We start from the raw sequence: 18,741 nt of genomic DNA on the forward strand, positions 1-18,741 counted from the left end.
GACATTTTGTCTAAGTAATTTAATACAAAGGATGTAAGATGGCATTAGGTGAAGAATTCAAAGGCTTACCAATGGAGTCCTTAATTGGAGCTCCTTTAACAGCTGCATGCGACTCTAACTTAAAGTTAGCACGAACGACGGCTGAGTTTATTGATTCAGTGGGTTTCATCACAGAAAAAGATGGTACTAAAACGGTAAGAACAGCACAATTTGCTTACAACGTTATGACCGATAAAGGAGTCGAGAAAAAAGTCGATATCGATGTTCCTTTACTCGCAGTTGTACAAATTCCAAGTTTAAAAGTGGACATGGTGGATATCACGTTTGATATGGAGATTAAAACTTCTGAACAATCAAAAGAATCCAGCAGCAAAGAAGGAAGTTTTCAAGCTGAATTATCTGCAGGTTGGGGACCCGTGAGCATTAAAGCTTCTGTCTCAGGTTCAGTCTCTTCTCATAAAGAAAACACCCGAAGTACTGATAAATCTGCAAAATATCATGTCCAAGTCAAAGCTGTAGATCATGGTATGCCAGAAGGGCTTGCGCGTGTGCTTGATATCATGAACAAAGCGATTGTTCCCAAAGGATTACCCGAAAACAAAGAGAGTAAAAAACAAGAAAAAGCGGCATAAGATAAATGCAAAGCAAAAAACAGAGGGTACAGTGATGTACCCTTTTTAAAGGAGTCAGTGTGGATACACCATTTGCTCTTTCAGATGTAAAGTGTATAAAACGTATAACAGTTGGTAATATCGATCCAAATAGTCCAATGACCGATGAAAAAAAAGAGGAACAAATTAAAAAGTTAAATGATTATTTGAATGGGTATCCCAAAGGTAAACTTATAGGAAAAGATGTGAGTTTTGGCATTTTTCAAGTGGGCGAACACCAATTGACTATGCAATCAACAACGTATCATATTGGTTTTCCAAGAGAAGTACAATAAAAGGATTATCATGGCTATTTTTTTAGATAATGTGCTCAAAGCAATTCATAATTCAGTCATTGAAGCTCAAAAAATTTCAGAACAGCAACACATGCGTGCCTTGGGACGTTATTTTTATTTGAATAAAAATAAAGAGAGCATGGAACAAGAGGGAATCAGCATTGAGGATTTAGGTATGCCTAAAAATGTGGATGTTAAACTCCCTTTTTTAACCGAAAACCAAATTGTTTATCATGATGTTGCCATCCCTTTAATCGCTTTGAACCCTCCAAGTTCGATCAAAATTAAGAATATGAAAGTCAGCTTTGAAGCCAAAATCACAGGTGTGGATGAGAGTCAAAAAAAAGAGAAGGGTTTTTTTCGTTATTTTCAAACAAAAGATGGGCAACAACAAATTGAAAAACCAAGCGATAACTCTCCCAAAGGGCCAATTCAGCTTGATTTAACAGGAAGCAATAAAAATGCAGGAATGGCAAAAATCGAAATTGAGTTTGAGAATTCAGACGTACCCGAAACCTTTGCCCGAATCAACGATCATATCGTTAAAAGTTTTCCATTTTAAATAAAGGAGTTAGTATGAAAAAAAATATTCTAGTTATGTGTCTGTTTATTGGTTTGAACCTTTGCGCTGAGGTTCTTTTTTGGGAGGTGCCAAATGATGAACAAGCGGAGTTTACAACAGCCTTTCAAACACATTGTTCAATAATAGATGAAAAATTTACTCAGAGTCAAAATCGTTCAGCTGTGGTTGTGGGTAATTATCATGCTTCACCCTCAGATTATAAATGGCATTATCTTGTCAGGTTGTATGATTTACCTCTTAATGAGTTAACGAAACAAGGTCAGTTGACGCATGTAAGTGAGTTTGATTATGAGGGCAACCAATATGTAGCTTCATATCATGTCTATAAAGCTGCTCCATGCCGAAAAATGAGTCAAAAATCTATTTGGATTAGAAAAGATTCAAATTAAATTTTATTGAGCAATCTGTCCAACCATGAAGTAGGAAGAATACGCTTAAAGGCTCCTAAAAGATGTGTGGCTTTAGTGATATAATATCGTGGTTTAGGCTGTTTTGTTTCTATGATTCTAAGAACAACTTTTGCCACTTCAATAGCAGGAAGGTTAAAAGGTGTGCTGTCTTGAGTATTCTCTAAGCGTGCTTTGAGTTCATTTTTGTATACTTTTTCAAACGCACTTCCTTCTATTTGGATATTTTGTTTAAATTTTTTAAGGGCATTCTCTCTGAATTTACTCGTAACAGGCCCTGTATTAAGCACAGAAATATGAATATTACTGCCCATGAGTTCTTGCCGTAAGGTATCATTTAATCCTTCAATGGCATATTTACTCGCATTGTATGCTCCTCTGAATTTTAACGCAATGATGCCCAATACGGAGCTGTGTTGGATGATTTTGCCATAACCTTGTTGTCTCATGATTTTAATAGCTGCACAAGTGAGTTCATGTAGACCAAATAGATTGCTTTCAAACTGCTCTTTTAAAACTTCGGTTGTTAAATCTTCCACGGCACCGGGTTGTCCATATCCTGCATTGTTAAAGACCACATCCAAACTGCCTGCTACAGCTAAAATGTTTTCAAGTGTTGAGTGTATTGTGTCGTATTGAGTAAGATCAAGCAAATAACTCTCTAAGCCCAATGTTTGAAGTTCTTGCACATCTTCTTGTGTTCGTGCGGTTGCAAATACACGATGTGAATGCTGTTTTAAGTACAGTGCGGTTTCTCGTCCAATTCCACTTGAACAGCCCGTTATAAGTATGTTGGCCAAAACAATCCTTTTATGGTAAGCTACTAAAATTTTGGTATTATAACAAAAAAAGATTGGATACAAGATGAGTGCAAAGGTGATTATTTTCAGTGGTGCAGGTTTGAGTGCCAGCAGTGGTATTTCTACTTTTAGAGAGCGTGATGGGCTTTGGGAGAAACATGATATCAATGAGATTTGCATGGCAGGATGTTTAGAGTGGAACTATGATAACACGATTGAATTTTACAACAAACGTCGTAAAGACATTAAAGACAAACACCCCAATGCCGCTCATAAAATGATTGCACAATTCAAAGAGAAGTTTTCTCAATATATTGAAGTCATTACTCAAAATGTGGATGATTTGCTTGAAAAAGCAGGGTGTCAAGATGTGTTGCATTTGCATGGATTTTTAAAAGAGTTACGGTGTATGCAGTGTGAAACGGTTGTGACTGTGCAGTATGAAATACAAACAAAAGAGAACTCAATTTGTAAGAAATGTGGTGCAAAATTGCGTCCTAATATTGTCTTTTTTGGTGAACATGCACCCCTGTATGAAAAACTTTATGAAAAGCTTCAATCATGCGGACTGTTAGTGGTTATTGGCACCAGTGGCAATGTGATTGATGTGAATTATCTCTCTCAATATGCTGATATTGCAGTGTTAAACAATTTAGAGAAAAGCGATGCAATTTATGAAGAGTGTTTTGAAAAAATCTATTATGAAGATGCCGTCACTGCTTCTAAAAAGATTGAACAAGATATTATAAACTACATTGAAAATGGATATGTATGACATTAAAAGAGCAATTAGATTTAGAAGTAGCTTACAGAAATAAAGAGTGTGAACTCTCTTTGGATAAACCTGATCCACTATTAGTTGCTCGAACGTGCGAAGATGAGTTCAGTATGCTGTTGTGTGCTCTGTTTGCTTATGGCAATGCAAAACTCATTGTACAATTTCTTCAAAGTTTGGATTTTTCACTTCTAAATGAATCTGAAGAACGCATACAAAAAGAGTTACAAGGGAAGTATTACCGTTTTCAAAATGAAGCAGATATTCAAAATATTTTTATTGCACTGCGCAGGTTAAAACAAGAACAAAGTTTAGAAACAATCTTTTACAAAGCATACTCAAAAGAGCAGAGTGTACTTGAAGGCATTGATGCACTCATTGCCGCTATTCGTTCTGTGTCAGAATATGAGTCTCAAGGTTACAATTTTCTACTCTCTAAAGCGATGAAAAGAGATAAATTCCATCAGATAAAAACTGTGGGCAATGCCCCTTACAAACGTTGGAACATGTTTTTGCGTTGGATGGTGAGAAAAGATTGCTTGGATTTAGGCTTTTGGACTAAGGTTGAGAGTAAAGATTTGATTCTGCCTTTGGATACACATACGTTTCATGTATCTCGCCATTTGGGTCTGTTAGAACGAAAAACATATGATTTACATTCAGCCGTACTGGTCACAGAAAAACTCAAAGAGTTTGATGCGCAGGACCCTGTTAAATACGACTTCGCATTGTACAGAATCGGGCAGGAGAAAATATATTAAATAAAAATAAAAATTAATTATTATTTTGTTACAATGAGTTAATATTAATAAAATAAATTAGGATATTATTTGAATAGTTGTGAATCAAGAATACAATTTAATCCCTCTTTTGTACATATTATCGTTCTCAATCAAAATAACACATGGCAAAAAGATGTCATGAAAACTCTTACAAAAGAGGGGTTTAATACAGTTGAACTCTCTGACATAAAGGAAGTATATAACTACTTGGATACCCACGAGGTGGATTATCTTTTAATGGGGAGTAAAAGCAATGAGTTTACAAGTCTTATTGAACAAAAAAATTATAAACACGTTAAAAAAATTATTTTTGATGACTCTTTGGAGTTAATTGATGAAGCGTTATTGCTTTCAAATCGCATCATTGAAGTCATTGGTACTCAATACGATATTGAATCAAAAATAAAAAACTTACCCAATTTGTTAGAACGTTTTGAAAAAAACAGCTATAAAACGGTGTTGGTAACTTCTGAGGATGAACAAACACTCAAAAAAATAGAGTTGGCTTTAATCAATCGTAATTTTGAAGTATTAACTTCTCAATCCAATAATGAAGTGCTTGAATTGGTTCAAAAACACACTATTGATATGGTATTACTGGACTTAGAACTTAATGAAAAGACATATGAGTTTTTTATTCAAAATCGAAATCACTTAATTGAAGAGTTGGGGGTAAGTTTGATTGTTTCAACTGCTTCACATATTTCAGCACAATTTATTAAAAATACACTTCGAAGTGGAGTCGTAGATATACTGCGAAAGCCTCTTTTGCTCGATGAGCTAGTGGTTAAAATTGAGTTAAGTATTGAAAACAGTGAACAAGCGTGGGAATTGAAATGTTCCACTCAATTGTTAGAACAGTACAAAAGTACAGTTGATCGTAGCAGTATTGTCTCTAAAACAGACCCTAAAGGTATGATTACCTATGTCAATGAAGCATTTTGTAAAATCTCAGGTTACACTCAAAAAGAACTCTTAGGCAAAGCACACAATCTTGTCCGACATCCTGATATGGATCCTTTAATATTTAAAGATATGTGGTACACCATTAAAGAGTTGAAACAACCTTGGAAAGGTAAAGTTAAAAACCGAAAAAAAGATGGCAGTGATTATTGGGTACAAACCATCATTAATCCCATAATTAATGCCAATGGAGAGATCATAGAGTATATTGGTATTCGCACAGATATTACTGATGTGGAACGAACCAAAGAGTATTTTCAAAAGCAGTATAACATCACACGAGGAAACTTCAATGAAGTGATGAACCTTTCAAAACTTTATGAAGATGCGATTGAACAAAGCAATATTATTTTACGAATAGATACCCAAAGAAAAATCACCTATGCCAATGAGATGTTTTATGAGATAAGTGGTTATAGAAAAGAGGAACTTATTGGTCAACCTTATAATATCATTAAACGTCCCGATGATGTAAAAAAGAGTTTCATTGATGCCATGTGGAAAACCATTGAAGCAGGAAAGATATGGAAAGGACAACTTAAAAATATCAATAAGAAAGGAAAAGTGTATCACTCAATAGCTACGGTGGTGCCTATTAAAAATGCTAAAGGTGAAATTTTAGAGTATATGAGTATACGAAAAGACATTACACCTGTTGTTGAGTTACATGAAGAACTCGAAGCCACTCAAAGAGAGATTGTGTATAAAATGGGTGAAATAGGGGAAACAAGAAGCAAAGAGACTGGCAATCATGTTAAACGAGTTGCTGAGTACTCTCAACTTCTTGGAAAGCTTTCTGGTTTAAGTGAAAAAGAGTGTGAGATCCTTTTTACTGCTAGTCCAATGCATGACATTGGAAAAGTAGGCATTCCTGATGCAATTTTACATAAACCAGGAAAACTTGATGAAAAAGAGTGGAAAATAATGAAATCACACTCAACTATTGGGTACAACATTTTAAAAAATTCAAAGCGAGAAGTCTTAAAAGCAGCAGCAATTGTTGCACGAGAACATCATGAGAAATGGAATGGAACAGGCTATCCAAGAAAACTTAAAGGTGAAGATATTCATATATTTGGACGTATAACTGCACTTGCAGATGTATTTGATGCTTTGGGAAGTGACCGATGTTATAAAAAAGCGTGGAAAGATGAGGATATTTTCAAACTTATAAAAGAAGAACGGGCAGAACACTTTGATCCCAATTTAGTGGATCTGTTTTTTGATCATGTGGACTCTTTTAAGGCAATACGAGATAAATATCAAGATAAAATAGAGTAAATAAAATGATGCTCTATGTTGATGTGATACAGCATGACACACTGTATGGGTGTGAAAGGTAGAAGATGAGTTCAAATATAAAAGATTTGATTATCGTAGGTTCGGGTATGGGTGGTGCACTTACAGGTGTACTTAACCAAGATAAAGAGACACTCATACTTGAAAAAGAACCAAACTTAGGAGGTTGCGCGAGCAGTTTTAAACATCATGGATATTATTATAATACGGGTGCTACAACGTTAGTGGGGTATGAAGAGAACCATCCTTTAAAACGTATTTTTGATAAGGTGGGTTATACACCCAATCTAAAAAGAAGTTCCATTGCTATTCGAACCATTCAAAACGGTAAAGTACTGGACAGAGTTAAAGATTTTGAGACGTTTTTAAAAGCACTGGATGAGGTCTATTATCATCCAAACAATCGACTTTTTTGGGAAACAATCAAAACACTCGATGAACTCTTTTGGCAACTAAAATCCGTGCATTATGCAAAGCACTCTTTGAAAGCCTATCAAAAGACATTGTCATGTGTTTGGGAGCTATATGGTACGTTTAAAAACCTGCTTTTTAAAGAGGCATCATCGTATATCAATGAAGTGTTGCCTAATATCTCTAAAGAGTACCAAGCTTTTATTGATGCTCAACTTCTTATTACGGTGCAAAGCAGTTCTAAAAATATTCCTCTTTTAAGTATGGCTTTGGGATTAAGTTATCCTTTTCATGATGTCTTTTATGTCAATAATGGAATGGGACAAATTTTCAAAGAGTTGCTTGAACCTTTGAATGTGCAGAAAAATGAAGAGGTTTTGAAAATAGAGAAACATAAAAATGTACTTTTAGTGAAAACACGCAAAGAGGAGTATCAAACAAAAAATGTGGTGATAAATCTGCCCATTTTTGAGAGCTTTAAACTTTTTGATGATTATGATTCATATCTTTTTTATGAACAGTTTCATGCTCATGAACAAAGTGCGTTTGTGGTCTATTTGAAAATTAAAAGCAAAGAGAAATTTTTGCACCATTATCAACTCATACTCAATAAGCAAATTGCGCATACCACATCACAAGCGATGTTTGTCTCTTTTTCAGACAGTGAAGATACAGTTCTGAGTAAAGATGGCTACAGTGTGACCATATCCATGCATACAAATGTAAACTTTTGGAAACAGCTCTCAATCAGCGATTATGAAGTGCAAAAACATCGTACACAAACACAAATGATTAAAGAGTTTTTAGCTTGTTTTGAAACACTTAAAGCAGAACACATTGAGAGTTTTTTCTCAGCCACATCAAAGACATTTCAGCGTTATATCAACCGAAGCAATTGTGGAGGACACGTGTTAACCATAGAGAATATGTTGAGATTTCCTGCTTGTACAACGCCTTTTAAAGGGGTGTATCATGTCGGTGATTCGGTGTTTGCAGGTCAAGGGTGGCCAGGTGTGGCTTTGGGTGTGGAGGTTTTACAAGAAGAACTTAAAAGAAGATTTTAGATTGTTTAATTAAAGGCATACTGAAGAAAATGTCACTACCATACTACTTGTAAATAAAGGAGAAGTATGAACGTTGTTTTAAGTATTGCAGGCAGTGACAGCAGTGGTGGAGCAGGCATACAAGCCGATTTAAAAACTTTTGAAGCCTTTGGTGTGTTTGGGTGCAGTGTATTGACCGTATTAACTGCACAAAATACGACAGGTGTGAATGCTATTTCTGAAATAAAGCCTGAGTTTGTAAAAGCTCAAATAGAGGCTGTTATGAATGATTTTGATGTAAAAGCGATTAAAATTGGTATGCTTTTTTCCAATGACGTCATTGATGTCATCAAAGCATTTTTACAAACAGTCGAGCATATTCCAGTGGTATTGGATCCCGTTTGTATCTCTAAAAGCAATGTAAAACTTCTCAGTGATGATGCCATAGAGAATTTAAAAACACTTTTCCCCTACAGCACGCTTATTACTCCGAATTTATATGAAGCAAAAATGCTTTTTTCTGATGGTTTTGATACAAAAAAAATGAGCAGATTTGATGAGTGTGCTGTGGTGATTAAAAATCAAAAGTTACATATTAATGGGCATGACCGTTCGGTTGATACGTTATATAAAAATGGAAAAACCATTCAGTTTGATACGCCATTTTTACAAAGCAGCCATACTCATGGCACAGGTTGTAGTTTTTCAAGTGCCATTGCTGCAAATTTGGCATTGGGCAAAGAACTTAAAGAAGCCATTGCTTTATCAAAAAAGTTTATCTATTTGGGCATTAAAAATGCACCCCATATTGGTCATGGGAAAGGGCCTATTGCACATAAAAAAGCAGCAGAAATTTGTTTTATCAAAGAAAAAAGAGAAGAAAATAGAAAGACATAAGGGTTATTAAAAGAAAATTATTTTCCATAAAACATACTTTTTGTATCTTAATAATTTATTAAATTATTAGATTGTTTTATTTTTTTAAAAATTTTTAAAAAAGTCTCCAAAGTGTACTTTTTTGCTATACTTCTTGCTTCTAAAATGGTATAATATTAAGCAATAGAAACAATTCAATTTGTAGAAATAAAGAAGATATTATGAATCAGAAAAGTTATATCTTTACTCCCATAGTAAAAGATATTTTAAAAGAGGGTGATTCTTACCCTTATTCATTGTACAGACAAGTGGATGAAAAACTTTTTGGTTTAATATTAAAAAAAGAGCAGCTTCTTGACCCTACTGTTGACACCTCATTTTTGAGAGATACGACCCCTGTCTTTATTAAATCAAGTGAACGACACTATTATCAACAATACATACAAAAAAATATTTCAGAAATTTTAGATAACGATGAAGTCGATTTAGACTCCAAAGCGACTTTAATCAACCATATTGCTATTGAGACCATGAATGATCTTTTTGAAAGCGATGTGACATCAGAAAATTTGATTAAAATAGATAAGGTGATTAATAATACCATTAAACTGATGCTCAGTGAGTATAAAGCGATGTACTCTATGCTTAAAGTCACTACATATGACTATTATACCTATACGCACTGTATTGATGTAGCAACGTATGCTATTGCATTTGGTATCTATTTGAACTTTACCAAAGAGGATTTAGAGGTTTTAGGTAAAGCTGCCATGTTGCATGATTTGGGGAAAAAAGAGATTGACAGTCGAATCATCACCAAACATGGAAAACTGACCAAAAATGAATTTGAAATTGTCAAGGACCATCCTGTTTTTAGTGTGAAAATTTTGCGTGATTTGGGTGAGACCGATATCAGACTTTTAACTGCGATTGCCCAACATCATGAGAAGTGTAATGGAAAAGGGTACCCCTTAGGGTTAAAAGCAGATGAAATTTCTGAGTTTGCTAAAATAGTCTCTATTTGTGATGTATTTAATGCCTTAACTACGCGACGTACTTATAAAGATAGAATGAGTACTTTTAGTGCCTTTCAAATCATGTGTAAAGAGATGATGCACGATTTGTCTATTTATCATTTACGAGAATTTATACAGTTTATGGGGTATAAAGATATTTAAATAATTCTTGCTATAATGGATTAAAAACAGGACACTTTATGCTGTATCGACTTTTTTTCGCTCTTATTTTTCCTTTCATGATATTACATGCTCAACCCCCTTCTGAAATGCGTATTAAAAAAGAGATAGCGCATATGCTTATCATTGGTTTTGATGAAAAAAAACTCTCTTCTCAAAGTCAATTTATACAACAAATAAAACAGTATGAATTGGGTGGTGTAATACTTTTTGATCGCTTTTACGATGATGCAACTCGGACAAAAAATATTGCTTCGTTTGAACAACTCAAAGCTTTAACGACTCAACTTAAAAGCGCCAATGCAAATATTTTAATTTCCGTTGATCAAGAGGGAGGAAGAGTAGAGCGTTTAAAAGTCAAACAGGGTTTTAAACATACACCAAGTGCTCAAACAATAAGCAGTTTACCTGACAGTGAAGCAAAAAAAGCGTACGACACACTCGCTTTACAATTGCGAGAAAGTGGGGTTAATACCAATTTTGCTCCAGTGCTTGATTTGGCTTTAAATTTAAACAATAAAGTGATTTATCAGTTACAACGCAGTTATTCTAAAGAGCCATCACAAGTGGTGCAATATGCCTCCGTATTTATGGATGCTTTACGTGAACAAAATATTATCAGTGTATTAAAGCACTTTCCAGGGCATGGGTCTTCATCAGAAGATTCACATAAAGGGTTTGTGGATGTCTCTGATACTTGGAGTTCAAAAGAGTTAGAGCCTTATAGACAACTCATCAAACAAAAACAAGTACCCATGATCATGATAGCTCATGTCTTTAATCAAAAATGGGACACACACTATCCTGCAACGCTTTCATACAACGTCAATACAAAGTTATTGAGAGAGCAATTGGGTTTTAAAGGTGTCATTGTCAGTGATGACATGCAAATGAATGCCATACGAGCACACTACAGTTTAGAACAAAGTGTTGTATTGGCAATCAATTCAGGGGTCGATATACTGCTTTTTGGCAATCAATTGGCGTACGACTCTTTAGAGAGTATTATCAATACCATTTATAAAGCATATGAAAAAGGACTCATCACATATGAACGTATTCATACTGCTAATCAACGAATTGATCTATTAAAGCGTCGATTTCTTAGGTAATGAGATGATGAAAGAAGAGCCTTTTAAGCTCTCTTTTGTAACCTCTTTATAGAGTATTTGACCACTGAAAGTGTGTTCAATAAGGGTTTGACAAATATAGAGTCCAAGCCCTGTACCCATCTCTTTGGTTGTATAGTAAGGTTCAAAAATTCTCTTAGAATCTGATGTGTTAATTCCACCTGCTAAATCATTGATGATGATTTCGACAAGACTCTTTTTGTTTTTTATAATAATCTCAATAAAACGTTGCTTTGGAGTTGCATTGCTTAGAGCTAAAATGGCATCTTTACTGTTATTCAAAAGGTTTAGAACCACTTGTTTTAAATCACTTGGAGAACCCATCAACGTCACATCATCTTTGCACTGCTCAATCGGTATTAATTGCGAGTTTGAGTCTTCACACATGACGTCAATAGTAATATTGTGTGCTTTAAATTGTGCCCAAGAGAGTTTGATGACCTCTTCAATATTTTTATATAAACCAAACTCAACTCTTTGATCTGTTTTCGTAAAAAAGTTTCTGAATTCATCAATGGTATCGGACATAAGTTGCAGTTGTTGCATGATCTCATTTTTGGAGTTATGTAAATAGGTCTCATCCAACTCTTCATATTTATAAGCATACGTCAAATCTTGCATGGTGATACCAATAGAGTTTAAGGGTTGTCTCCATTGGTGGGCAATGGCAGCAACCATTTCACCCATGGAAGCGAGTTTAGATTGTTGCATTAAAAGCAGTTCTTGCTGTTTCTCTTTGTTAACCAGATGTTTGATTTGAGTGATGTCTTGACAGGTACCAAATAGTTGCACAACATCCTCTTCTGCTTTTTTGATTTGACCTTTGGCATGAATGATTTTTTCTTGGTTATTGACAAGAATTCGATACTCGGTATCAAAAGGTTTTCCAGTGCGGATGGTGTCATTAATGCGCTGTTTTACATTTTGTTTATCATCGGGATGAATAGTGGCAAGCATGGTTTCATACTCAAAAGAGCTTTTGTCAGATGTAAGATCAAAAATAGTTTTCATCATTTCAGAACACGTAAATGTGTTCTCTTTTTGTTTCCAGTCCCAATGTCCCAATGAAGAGATTTTCTCTGCCTCAACCAGACTCTTTTGAGTCTCTTGTAAGTTTTCAAACACTTTTTTTCGTTCACTGATGTCTTCGATAACAGCAATAAAATATTCAATCTCATCTTTCTCTTCACTGACATACACTGCTGTTACAGTGAGGTTCACCCAAACAATATGCCCTTTTTTGTGAATGTACCGTTTTTCAAAGGTATAGATGTTGATCTCTTTTCGGATAAGTTGGTGTACCAATTCTAAATCTTTTTCTAAATCATTGGGGTGAGTGATGTCTTGAAAGGTTAAATTTAATATCTCCTCTTCACTGTAACCAATGATGGAGGTAAACTGAGTGTTGGTTCTCCAAAAAGTTCCATCTTCAAGAACCAAAGCAATGCCCAAGGGCGAAGTTTTAAAAACCGTTTCAAAGAGTTTTTTATTGTGCTTTTCTACACTGATATTTCGCACAGTGCCTATAAAAAAGAGTTCATCGTGAATGACCATTTTAGTGATGACCAAACTGATGGGTATGAGTTGACCACTTTTATGCTGACCAAAAAGGTCACGCTCTGAATTAATCACCGTAGAGTGTTGCTCTTTTTTATAGTTTTTAATGTAGTTGTCATGATTGTCATGGTAAGGGTGCGGCACTAAAATATTGACATTTTTACCAAGAAGTTCCTCTTTGTTGTATCCAAACATTGTTTGTGTGGCTTGATTGATTTGTTGGATAAGGCCTTGTTTATTGATGATGACCATCGCATCAAAGGTATTATTAAAAATAGAGTTCAGACGTACTTCTCTCTCTTGAAGTTGCCATTTATCATTTTCGATGCGTTTCACATAATTACGGATTATTTTAAGCAGTGGCAGAATGGGAATAATCAAGCCCAACAAAATAAAAAGTCCAATTTTTTTGATTTGTTCGTGATAGGATTGCACATAACGTTCTTTGATTTTATACGCAATATAGTAATCATGGTTCATGATTTCTAAATAAAAAGAGATTAAGTTATTGTTTTTATTACTCATAAAATCATTGAGTTTGATGTGTTCAAACTCTTTTGTGTCATTATATCTCAGAGGAACCTTTAAATATTTTGACCAATTGAGGTTTTCTAAAGCGTGACTGATAAAATACCCTTCATCATCAATGAGATAAGTATCAACAAATGATGAAGAGAAAACTTCATTGAGCCAATCTCCCACATAATAGTTAATCACAATCAGAAATTTTTGATGTTTATATGTAATTGGTGTTGCAATACGGATTGTCTCTCGATACGGTTTTTCAATCTCACCAAACTCTTTGTTTAAATCAATACGTGTGAAACCAATTTCATTATCGTCAAGCTGTGAGAACTCTTTAAAATAGTCTCGATGCGATTTATTTTGTAATTTTTCTTGTGGAACAACAAATACTTTTTTAATACGACTGTCTTGATCAATTTTAACAAGCTCATTTCCTAAAGGGTCAATGATACGTATTTGCATCACATAACGATCTGCTTTGACTTGATTTATAAAGAGTTTCTCAAGCTCTTGTTTGGTTTGTACAGAAGGGTTTTGTATAAAGTTGTTGACGGTTTTATTCTCTTTAAGTGCTTGAATGGTGACTTGTTTATTGTATTTAAAGATATTAACCTGTCGTTGTATGAATTCGTGTTCATGTTCAATTTGAGATTGATATGACTCAATTAAACTCTCTTTGTTTATTTGAAAGAGTAAATAAAAAACGATTAAAGAGAGAACGAGAGCAATACCTAAAACAATCCAATACTTCTCTTTTTTTAAATTCATGATAACTCTTCTAATTTTTCTTTAGAGATAGGCTCACTGAAATAATATCCTTGTGCTAAATCAACACCCAACTCTTGAATCACATCAAATACCTCTTGTGAATTTACAAATTCAGCAACGGTTTTGATATTGAGCTCTTTGGTAAAACTCAGAATGGATTTTACAATTGAACGACTGCTGATATTTTGATCGATGTCTTTGATTAAAGAACCATCAATTTTTAAAATATCAATATCCAGGCTAATTAAGTGCGCAAAATTGGAGTAACCCGTACCAAAGTCATCAATGGCAATTTCTATACCATGCCCTTTGAGCTTTTCAACAATATCAATTACTTTATTGTAGTTATCAATTCCTTCAGATTCTAATATTTCAATAATTATGCGATTGAATAAATGGTGCTGTTGTACTTCTTTGATAAGAAAATCGATGGTCTGTTCATCCACAATGTCTTCAATAGAGAGATTAATACTGAACTTCTCTTTGCGTTGTGAAAAGACTTCACACGCTTTTTGAATGACCACTTTGGTGATGTCGTTATAAAGACGTGAACGTTTGGCTACTTCTAAAAAGTAAAAGGGAGAAATGACACTTCCATCACGTTCGATGTATCGAACCAAACACTCAAATTTTACTGTCTCTTGTGTAATGGTGGAGACTAATGGTTGAAAGTAGATATCAATACGGTCTTCATTTAATGCATCTTTGATTTTTTTTGTCCATTCAAAGTTGTATTCATATGCTTTTTGTTGGTTTTTATCTTGTGAATACAAAGAGTAGAGTTTGTGCTCTTTTCTGGCATCTGAAAGTGCCGATTCAGCCATACCTATGAGCATGTTGTTATTGATATCTTGTGTGTTGGTCACAATTCCATAGGTAATATCAATATCAAAGCTGATATTATTCTCTTCAAAGGGCATGAGTTTTATATCTTGTTCCAGTTGATTGATGGTCTCAATAAGTTTCTCACTGCTTTGGTTGTGACTTAAAAGGATAAATTCATCAGCAGAGATACGATAACACGAACACTCTCTTTGTAAAGAGAGGTATTTGAGTTTTTGTGCAATAAATATCAGAATTTTATCTCCAAAATCAAGTCCAAAGAGGTTATTGGTTTCATGAAATTTTTCAATATCTAACAAAATGATGGATGCACTTTGAAACTCTTTAAGGTCTTGTGATAGTTTGATTCGATTTGGTATGCCTGTGAGTCTGTCGGTGACGATCTCTTTTTGTAAATCACGCTTGTTATTAACCAGTTCAGTGACGTTGTTTTTAATGGAGATAAACTCTTCAATGTTATTGTTTTCATCTAAAATAGGAGCAATGGTGGTCTCTATATAAAAAGCATCCCCATATTTGGTTTTACTTTTAATGGTGCCATGCCATGTCTGTTTATTTAAAATGGTTGTCCACATACGTTTGAAAAATGAAGCAGGCATATCTTCATGACGTACAATATTGTGAGGACTACCTATGAGCTCTTCTTGTGTATAACCACACAGCTTACAAAAACGATCATTGGCATAGGTGATAGTGCCTTTAATATCGGTTTTAGTGATGTGATTGCTTTTATCAACGACTTCCTTATATTCATTGAGCAGTTTATTTTTTGCATGGTACGCTTTTTCGATGGTAAGATTTTTCTCTATTTCTTTGAGTTGATATAACAGTTCATCAATATCAATGGGTTTGACCAAAAAATTTTCAACTTTGAGTTTTATGGCTTTTTGAAAATAAGCAGGTTCACTGAATGCTGAAGCGACAATCACTTTGATAGGCAGATTGAGTTTTCGAATCTCTTCCACCATTTCAAGACCACTCATTTCAGCCATTTTGATGTCGGTTAAAATGATATCGGGCATTATCTCTGGAATTTTTCTAAGCGTCTCTTTTGCACTTGAAAATGCATAAACCACTTCAACTTCTCTTTTAAGAATTTTCTCCAGTTTTTCACGTAAGAATGTTTCATCCTCTACGAGTGCTAATGTTAGATGAACCATATTGATTAACCTTCAGTTTAATTCATAATTATTCATTCTAACCAAAAAAGCTGACTTTGACAATAAAGCATAAGGTTAATTTTGATTTTATATTGATGTGTAAAGATAGTATGGTTATAGTGGGGCAAAAAAGAGGTTTTTATGTTTACAAGCATACCAGAGTATCATGCTGCGACCAAACACTCTTATTACTCTGTACGAAGCATGCCCAATCGATTAGATTGGGACAATCAGCCTTGGGCTTTTAAAAGTTATCCTGAAAATTATTTGGGCATACCTTTAAATTTAAAGTTAGAATCACATGCTTTTTTATACTATATTGCGAGCATTGATGCTAAAAAGAGTTATCCTGGGGTAGAGTATTATTTACGAATTAACCCAAGTGCAGGGGCTCTTTACCCCAATGAAATCTATTTTCAAAGCAGAAATAATGAAGGCATTGATGATGGGATTTATCATTTGAATATTGCTCAAAATGCCATCACGTTACTTAAACCCATCAAAGAGGAGGGCATTGAGCCTTTTTTACATTTGAACAAACAAATTGAGGGTTTTATCTTTTTGAATTCAGCTTTATATTACCGAAGTGCTTGGAAGTATAAAAACAGAGCATTTCGATATTGTTTATTGGATTCGGGACATCTTTTAGGCTGCATTGAAAACAGCTGTTATGTACACGAAAAAGAGTATGAGCTTGTTTATGATTTTGAAAAAAAGAGGTTGAATACCATGTTTGGTTTTTCAAAAGAGGAGTTTTTCTTGTCTGCATGTGTGGTTGGAAAAACAACTCAAAATTCTGTATTGCAACTTCAAATGAATTTAGAAAACATCGATGGTACAGGTGTATTTGAAAGAAATGAGATGATTGAAACAGCGTATCAAAATAGTTGTGAAGTAAGTTATAAAATACCTCAATATTTAAAACCACAATTTCATTACCAAAAAGAGATGTTTAAAGAGGTGATGTTAAAACGAAGGAGCATACGTGGGTTTGAAAAACGAGCCATTTTAAAAGAGCAACTGCACACTTTGCTTTCTCTTTTAAATCAACCCATCACTTCCGATTGCGATGAACAAATTGATATTTATTATGTCATCAATCGAGTTAAAGGGATGCCTTTGGGTTTATATAAAAATGGCGAACTGGTCATTCAAGGGGATTTCGCTTCAAAAGCAGGTTATTTGTGTTTAGAACAAGAGTTGGGTGCACACAGTGCGGTGACCTTTTTTTTGACCAGCACTTCCAAAAATTATCAAGCGATGTATCAAAAAGCAGGTATTATTGGTCATCGACTCTATTTAGGCAGTAATTATATGCACATAGGGTGCAGTGGTATTGGGGCTTATTACGATGATGAAGTGTGTGAGTTTATAAATGAGAATACACAAGTGCTTTATGCACTTGCAATTGGTCATTAGATGACTTTACCATCATCAATGACAATTTGATTTCGTCCACCATTTTTAGCATCATACAACAGTTCATCGGCTTTTTTGACGGCACTTTCATAGTCGTTGTAACTGCTTCTTAACGCCACTCCTGCACTAAAAGAGATATGAATACGTTGATCTTTATAGATAAATTTGTTGTCTGCAACGATGGTTTTGATTCGTTTTAAATACCCTAAGAGTTCTCGTTTGAGTTTATAGTGTACGATGGCAACAAACTCTTCTCCACCGTATCGACACACTACATCAAGTTCTCTGGTCTGTTTGAGCAGAATTTGAGCAAAAGTTTTAAGTACAGTATCACCTGCATCGTGCCCATAAGTGTCATTGATTTTTTTGAAGTAGTCAATATCAAAGAAAACAACGGCATACTCAATGGTATTTCTTTCATAATTACTCTCTATTTTTTTAATCTCTTTTTCATAGGAGCGTCGCGTTAGAAGGCCTGTTAAGTGATCTGTTGCACTCTCTTTTTGTGCGGTTTCAAGTTCTGCTTCAAGTGTTTTAATACGATCTTCTAAACTGCACACATTGTTTTGATCTTTGGCCAAGTTTTTATTGACTTGTGACATCTCATTTTCAATGTCTTCAACGGCATTGACCAAACGACTTTGTAAATCGGATAAATCTTTGGGATTGCTTTTTGATATGTCGATGGCTTGAATTTGTGCTTTAATACCTGAAACATTTTCACTTCCAGAGGTATTGTTGGTGATGGCATCATTGAGGTATTTTCCCATAAGTGTTACGAGTTTTGCAATGTCTTCGGTTTTTTGTTTGACAAACGCTTTATCCGCATGAAAACGTTCAGTAATAAAGTCTTGCATCTCTTTTTGAATGTCTTCTTCAAAAATCAAAGCAGGAGAGTTGCCAATTTTAATGTTAAATTTTGCCAGTTTTTCATCCAGTTGCAGACTGATTGATGGAATAAGTGAATTAGATAACATCTCACTTAATGAACTGACATTTTTAACCGCAATTCGTTCAAGTAAAATAGGAATAAGGTCTTCTGGAGTTTGAATTTTTCGGTTTTCAACCTCTTTAAGCTCCTCTTCGTTGAGCTTTTGAATAAACTCTTTAAATTTTTTGCAATCTTTCACCGGAACATCAAACTCTTTTGCAACCAAACAGAACTCTTTGTTGTACTGTGCAGGTGTAGCAAGGATGTTTTTCTCTTTTAAGTTTAAAAACGTTTGCTTAACGACTTTCGCAATCTCTTTACTCATAA

General features: G+C 34.5%; 16 protein-coding genes. 12 read left to right on the forward strand and 4 right to left on the reverse strand.

Features of this window, described 5'->3' with window-relative positions:
- Positions 1–38 precede the first annotated feature (38 nt).
- The 4 genes from CRV04_RS03015 to CRV04_RS03030 are packed head-to-tail and all read left to right on the forward strand — an operon-like array spanning position 39 to position 1,918.
- Positions 39–632 (forward strand): DUF2589 domain-containing protein, encoded by a 594-nt coding sequence (locus CRV04_RS03015; protein WP_128995255.1) that lies wholly within the window; start codon positions 39–41, stop codon positions 630–632.
- A 59-nt stretch (positions 633–691) separates the two neighbouring features.
- On the forward strand, positions 692–946 hold the full coding sequence (locus CRV04_RS03020; protein ID WP_128995257.1) for a hypothetical protein: 255 nt from the start codon (positions 692–694) through the stop codon (positions 944–946).
- Positions 947–956: 10 nt separating this feature from the next.
- Complete coding sequence (locus tag CRV04_RS03025; protein ID WP_128995259.1) at positions 957–1,508, forward strand: DUF2589 domain-containing protein; 552 nt, start codon at positions 957–959, stop codon at positions 1,506–1,508.
- Between the two features lie 14 nt (positions 1,509–1,522).
- A complete protein-coding gene (locus tag CRV04_RS03030; protein WP_128995261.1) occupies positions 1,523–1,918 on the forward strand; it encodes a hypothetical protein in 396 nt (131 codons plus the stop codon).
- Here the strand turns inward: CRV04_RS03030 and CRV04_RS03035 are convergent.
- On the reverse strand, positions 1,915–2,736 hold the full coding sequence (locus CRV04_RS03035) for an SDR family NAD(P)-dependent oxidoreductase (RefSeq protein ID WP_228126455.1): 822 nt from the start codon (positions 2,734–2,736) through the stop codon (positions 1,915–1,917). The two genes, CRV04_RS03030 and CRV04_RS03035, sit on opposite strands and share 4 nt — an antisense overlap.
- 64 nt (positions 2,737–2,800) lie before the next feature.
- On the opposite strand from CRV04_RS03035, the gene CRV04_RS03040 reads away from it, so the two are divergent.
- From CRV04_RS03040 to CRV04_RS03070, 7 genes are all read left to right on the forward strand, one after another.
- On the forward strand, positions 2,801–3,511 hold the full coding sequence (locus tag CRV04_RS03040) for an SIR2 family NAD-dependent protein deacylase (protein ID WP_128995265.1): 711 nt from the start codon (positions 2,801–2,803) through the stop codon (positions 3,509–3,511).
- Positions 3,508–4,272: a TIGR02757 family protein gene (locus CRV04_RS03045; protein ID WP_128995267.1), complete on the forward strand. Its 765-nt coding sequence runs from the start codon at positions 3,508–3,510 to the stop codon at positions 4,270–4,272. The genes CRV04_RS03040 and CRV04_RS03045 overlap by 4 nt, the downstream gene beginning before the upstream one ends.
- Before the next feature lie 159 nt (positions 4,273–4,431).
- Positions 4,432–6,537: a PAS domain S-box protein gene (locus tag CRV04_RS03050; RefSeq protein ID WP_228126456.1), complete on the forward strand. Its 2,106-nt coding sequence runs from the start codon at positions 4,432–4,434 to the stop codon at positions 6,535–6,537.
- A gap of 65 nt (positions 6,538–6,602) precedes the next feature.
- A complete protein-coding gene (locus CRV04_RS03055) occupies positions 6,603–8,030 on the forward strand; it encodes a phytoene desaturase family protein (protein WP_128995269.1) in 1,428 nt (475 codons plus the stop codon).
- 66 nt (positions 8,031–8,096) lie between these two features.
- Positions 8,097–8,906: a bifunctional hydroxymethylpyrimidine kinase/phosphomethylpyrimidine kinase gene (gene thiD, locus CRV04_RS03060; RefSeq protein WP_128995271.1), complete on the forward strand. Its 810-nt coding sequence runs from the start codon at positions 8,097–8,099 to the stop codon at positions 8,904–8,906.
- A gap of 200 nt (positions 8,907–9,106) precedes the next feature.
- Positions 9,107–10,063 carry an HD-GYP domain-containing protein gene (locus tag CRV04_RS03065; RefSeq protein WP_128995273.1) on the forward strand — a complete coding sequence of 319 codons (957 nt, stop codon included), beginning with the start codon at positions 9,107–9,109 and terminating at the stop codon, positions 10,061–10,063.
- Between the two features lie 38 nt (positions 10,064–10,101).
- Complete coding sequence (locus tag CRV04_RS03070) at positions 10,102–11,193, forward strand: glycoside hydrolase family 3 protein (protein ID WP_128995275.1); 1,092 nt, start codon at positions 10,102–10,104, stop codon at positions 11,191–11,193.
- Here the strand turns inward: CRV04_RS03070 and CRV04_RS03075 are convergent.
- Together CRV04_RS03075 and CRV04_RS03080 are read right to left on the reverse strand one after the other, a co-directional pair.
- Complete coding sequence (locus tag CRV04_RS03075; RefSeq protein ID WP_128995277.1) at positions 11,170–14,061, reverse strand: sensor histidine kinase; 2,892 nt, start codon at positions 14,059–14,061, stop codon at positions 11,170–11,172. The genes CRV04_RS03070 and CRV04_RS03075 overlap by 24 nt on opposite strands.
- Positions 14,058–16,064 carry an EAL domain-containing protein gene (locus tag CRV04_RS03080; RefSeq protein ID WP_128995279.1) on the reverse strand — a complete coding sequence of 669 codons (2,007 nt, stop codon included), beginning with the start codon at positions 16,062–16,064 and terminating at the stop codon, positions 14,058–14,060. Before CRV04_RS03080 ends, CRV04_RS03075 begins: the two co-directional genes overlap by 4 nt.
- A 141-nt stretch (positions 16,065–16,205) precedes the next feature.
- On the opposite strand from CRV04_RS03080, the gene CRV04_RS03085 reads away from it, so the two are divergent.
- On the forward strand, positions 16,206–17,483 hold the full coding sequence (locus tag CRV04_RS03085) for a nitroreductase family protein (RefSeq protein ID WP_128995281.1): 1,278 nt from the start codon (positions 16,206–16,208) through the stop codon (positions 17,481–17,483).
- Here CRV04_RS03085 and CRV04_RS03090 read toward each other — a convergent pair.
- Complete coding sequence (locus CRV04_RS03090; protein ID WP_128995283.1) at positions 17,480–18,739, reverse strand: diguanylate cyclase; 1,260 nt, start codon at positions 18,737–18,739, stop codon at positions 17,480–17,482. The two genes, CRV04_RS03085 and CRV04_RS03090, sit on opposite strands and share 4 nt — an antisense overlap.
- Positions 18,740–18,741: the final 2 nt, after the last annotated feature.

This window comes from Candidatus Marinarcus aquaticus (assembly GCF_004116335.1).
Classification (GTDB): Bacteria; Campylobacterota; Campylobacteria; order Campylobacterales; family Arcobacteraceae; genus Marinarcus; species Marinarcus aquaticus.

Excerpts from the sequence above, each read along its gene's own strand:
- CRV04_RS03025 (WP_128995259.1), top strand. The coding sequence starts at position 957 with ATGGCTATTTTTTTAGATAATGTGCTCAAAGCAATTCATAATTCAGTC.
- CRV04_RS03030 (WP_128995261.1), top strand. The coding sequence starts at position 1,523 with ATGAAAAAAAATATTCTAGTTATGTGTCTGTTTATTGGTTTGAACCTT.
- CRV04_RS03090 (WP_128995283.1), bottom strand. The coding sequence starts at position 18,739 with ATGAGTAAAGAGATTGCGAAAGTCGTTAAGCAAACGTTTTTAAACTTA.
- CRV04_RS03085 (WP_128995281.1), top strand. The coding sequence starts at position 16,206 with ATGTTTACAAGCATACCAGAGTATCATGCTGCGACCAAACACTCTTAT.
- CRV04_RS03045 (WP_128995267.1), top strand. The coding sequence starts at position 3,508 with ATGACATTAAAAGAGCAATTAGATTTAGAAGTAGCTTACAGAAATAAA.
- CRV04_RS03055 (WP_128995269.1), top strand. The coding sequence starts at position 6,603 with ATGAGTTCAAATATAAAAGATTTGATTATCGTAGGTTCGGGTATGGGT.
- CRV04_RS03040 (WP_128995265.1), top strand. The coding sequence starts at position 2,801 with ATGAGTGCAAAGGTGATTATTTTCAGTGGTGCAGGTTTGAGTGCCAGC.
- CRV04_RS03065 (WP_128995273.1), top strand. The coding sequence starts at position 9,107 with ATGAATCAGAAAAGTTATATCTTTACTCCCATAGTAAAAGATATTTTA.
- CRV04_RS03050 (WP_228126456.1), top strand. The coding sequence starts at position 4,432 with ATGAAAACTCTTACAAAAGAGGGGTTTAATACAGTTGAACTCTCTGAC.
- CRV04_RS03080 (WP_128995279.1), bottom strand. The coding sequence starts at position 16,064 with ATGGTTCATCTAACATTAGCACTCGTAGAGGATGAAACATTCTTACGT.
- CRV04_RS03070 (WP_128995275.1), top strand. The coding sequence starts at position 10,102 with ATGCTGTATCGACTTTTTTTCGCTCTTATTTTTCCTTTCATGATATTA.
- thiD (WP_128995271.1), top strand. The coding sequence starts at position 8,097 with ATGAACGTTGTTTTAAGTATTGCAGGCAGTGACAGCAGTGGTGGAGCA.
- CRV04_RS03015 (WP_128995255.1), top strand. The coding sequence starts at position 39 with ATGGCATTAGGTGAAGAATTCAAAGGCTTACCAATGGAGTCCTTAATT.
- CRV04_RS03075 (WP_128995277.1), bottom strand. The coding sequence starts at position 14,061 with ATGAATTTAAAAAAAGAGAAGTATTGGATTGTTTTAGGTATTGCTCTC.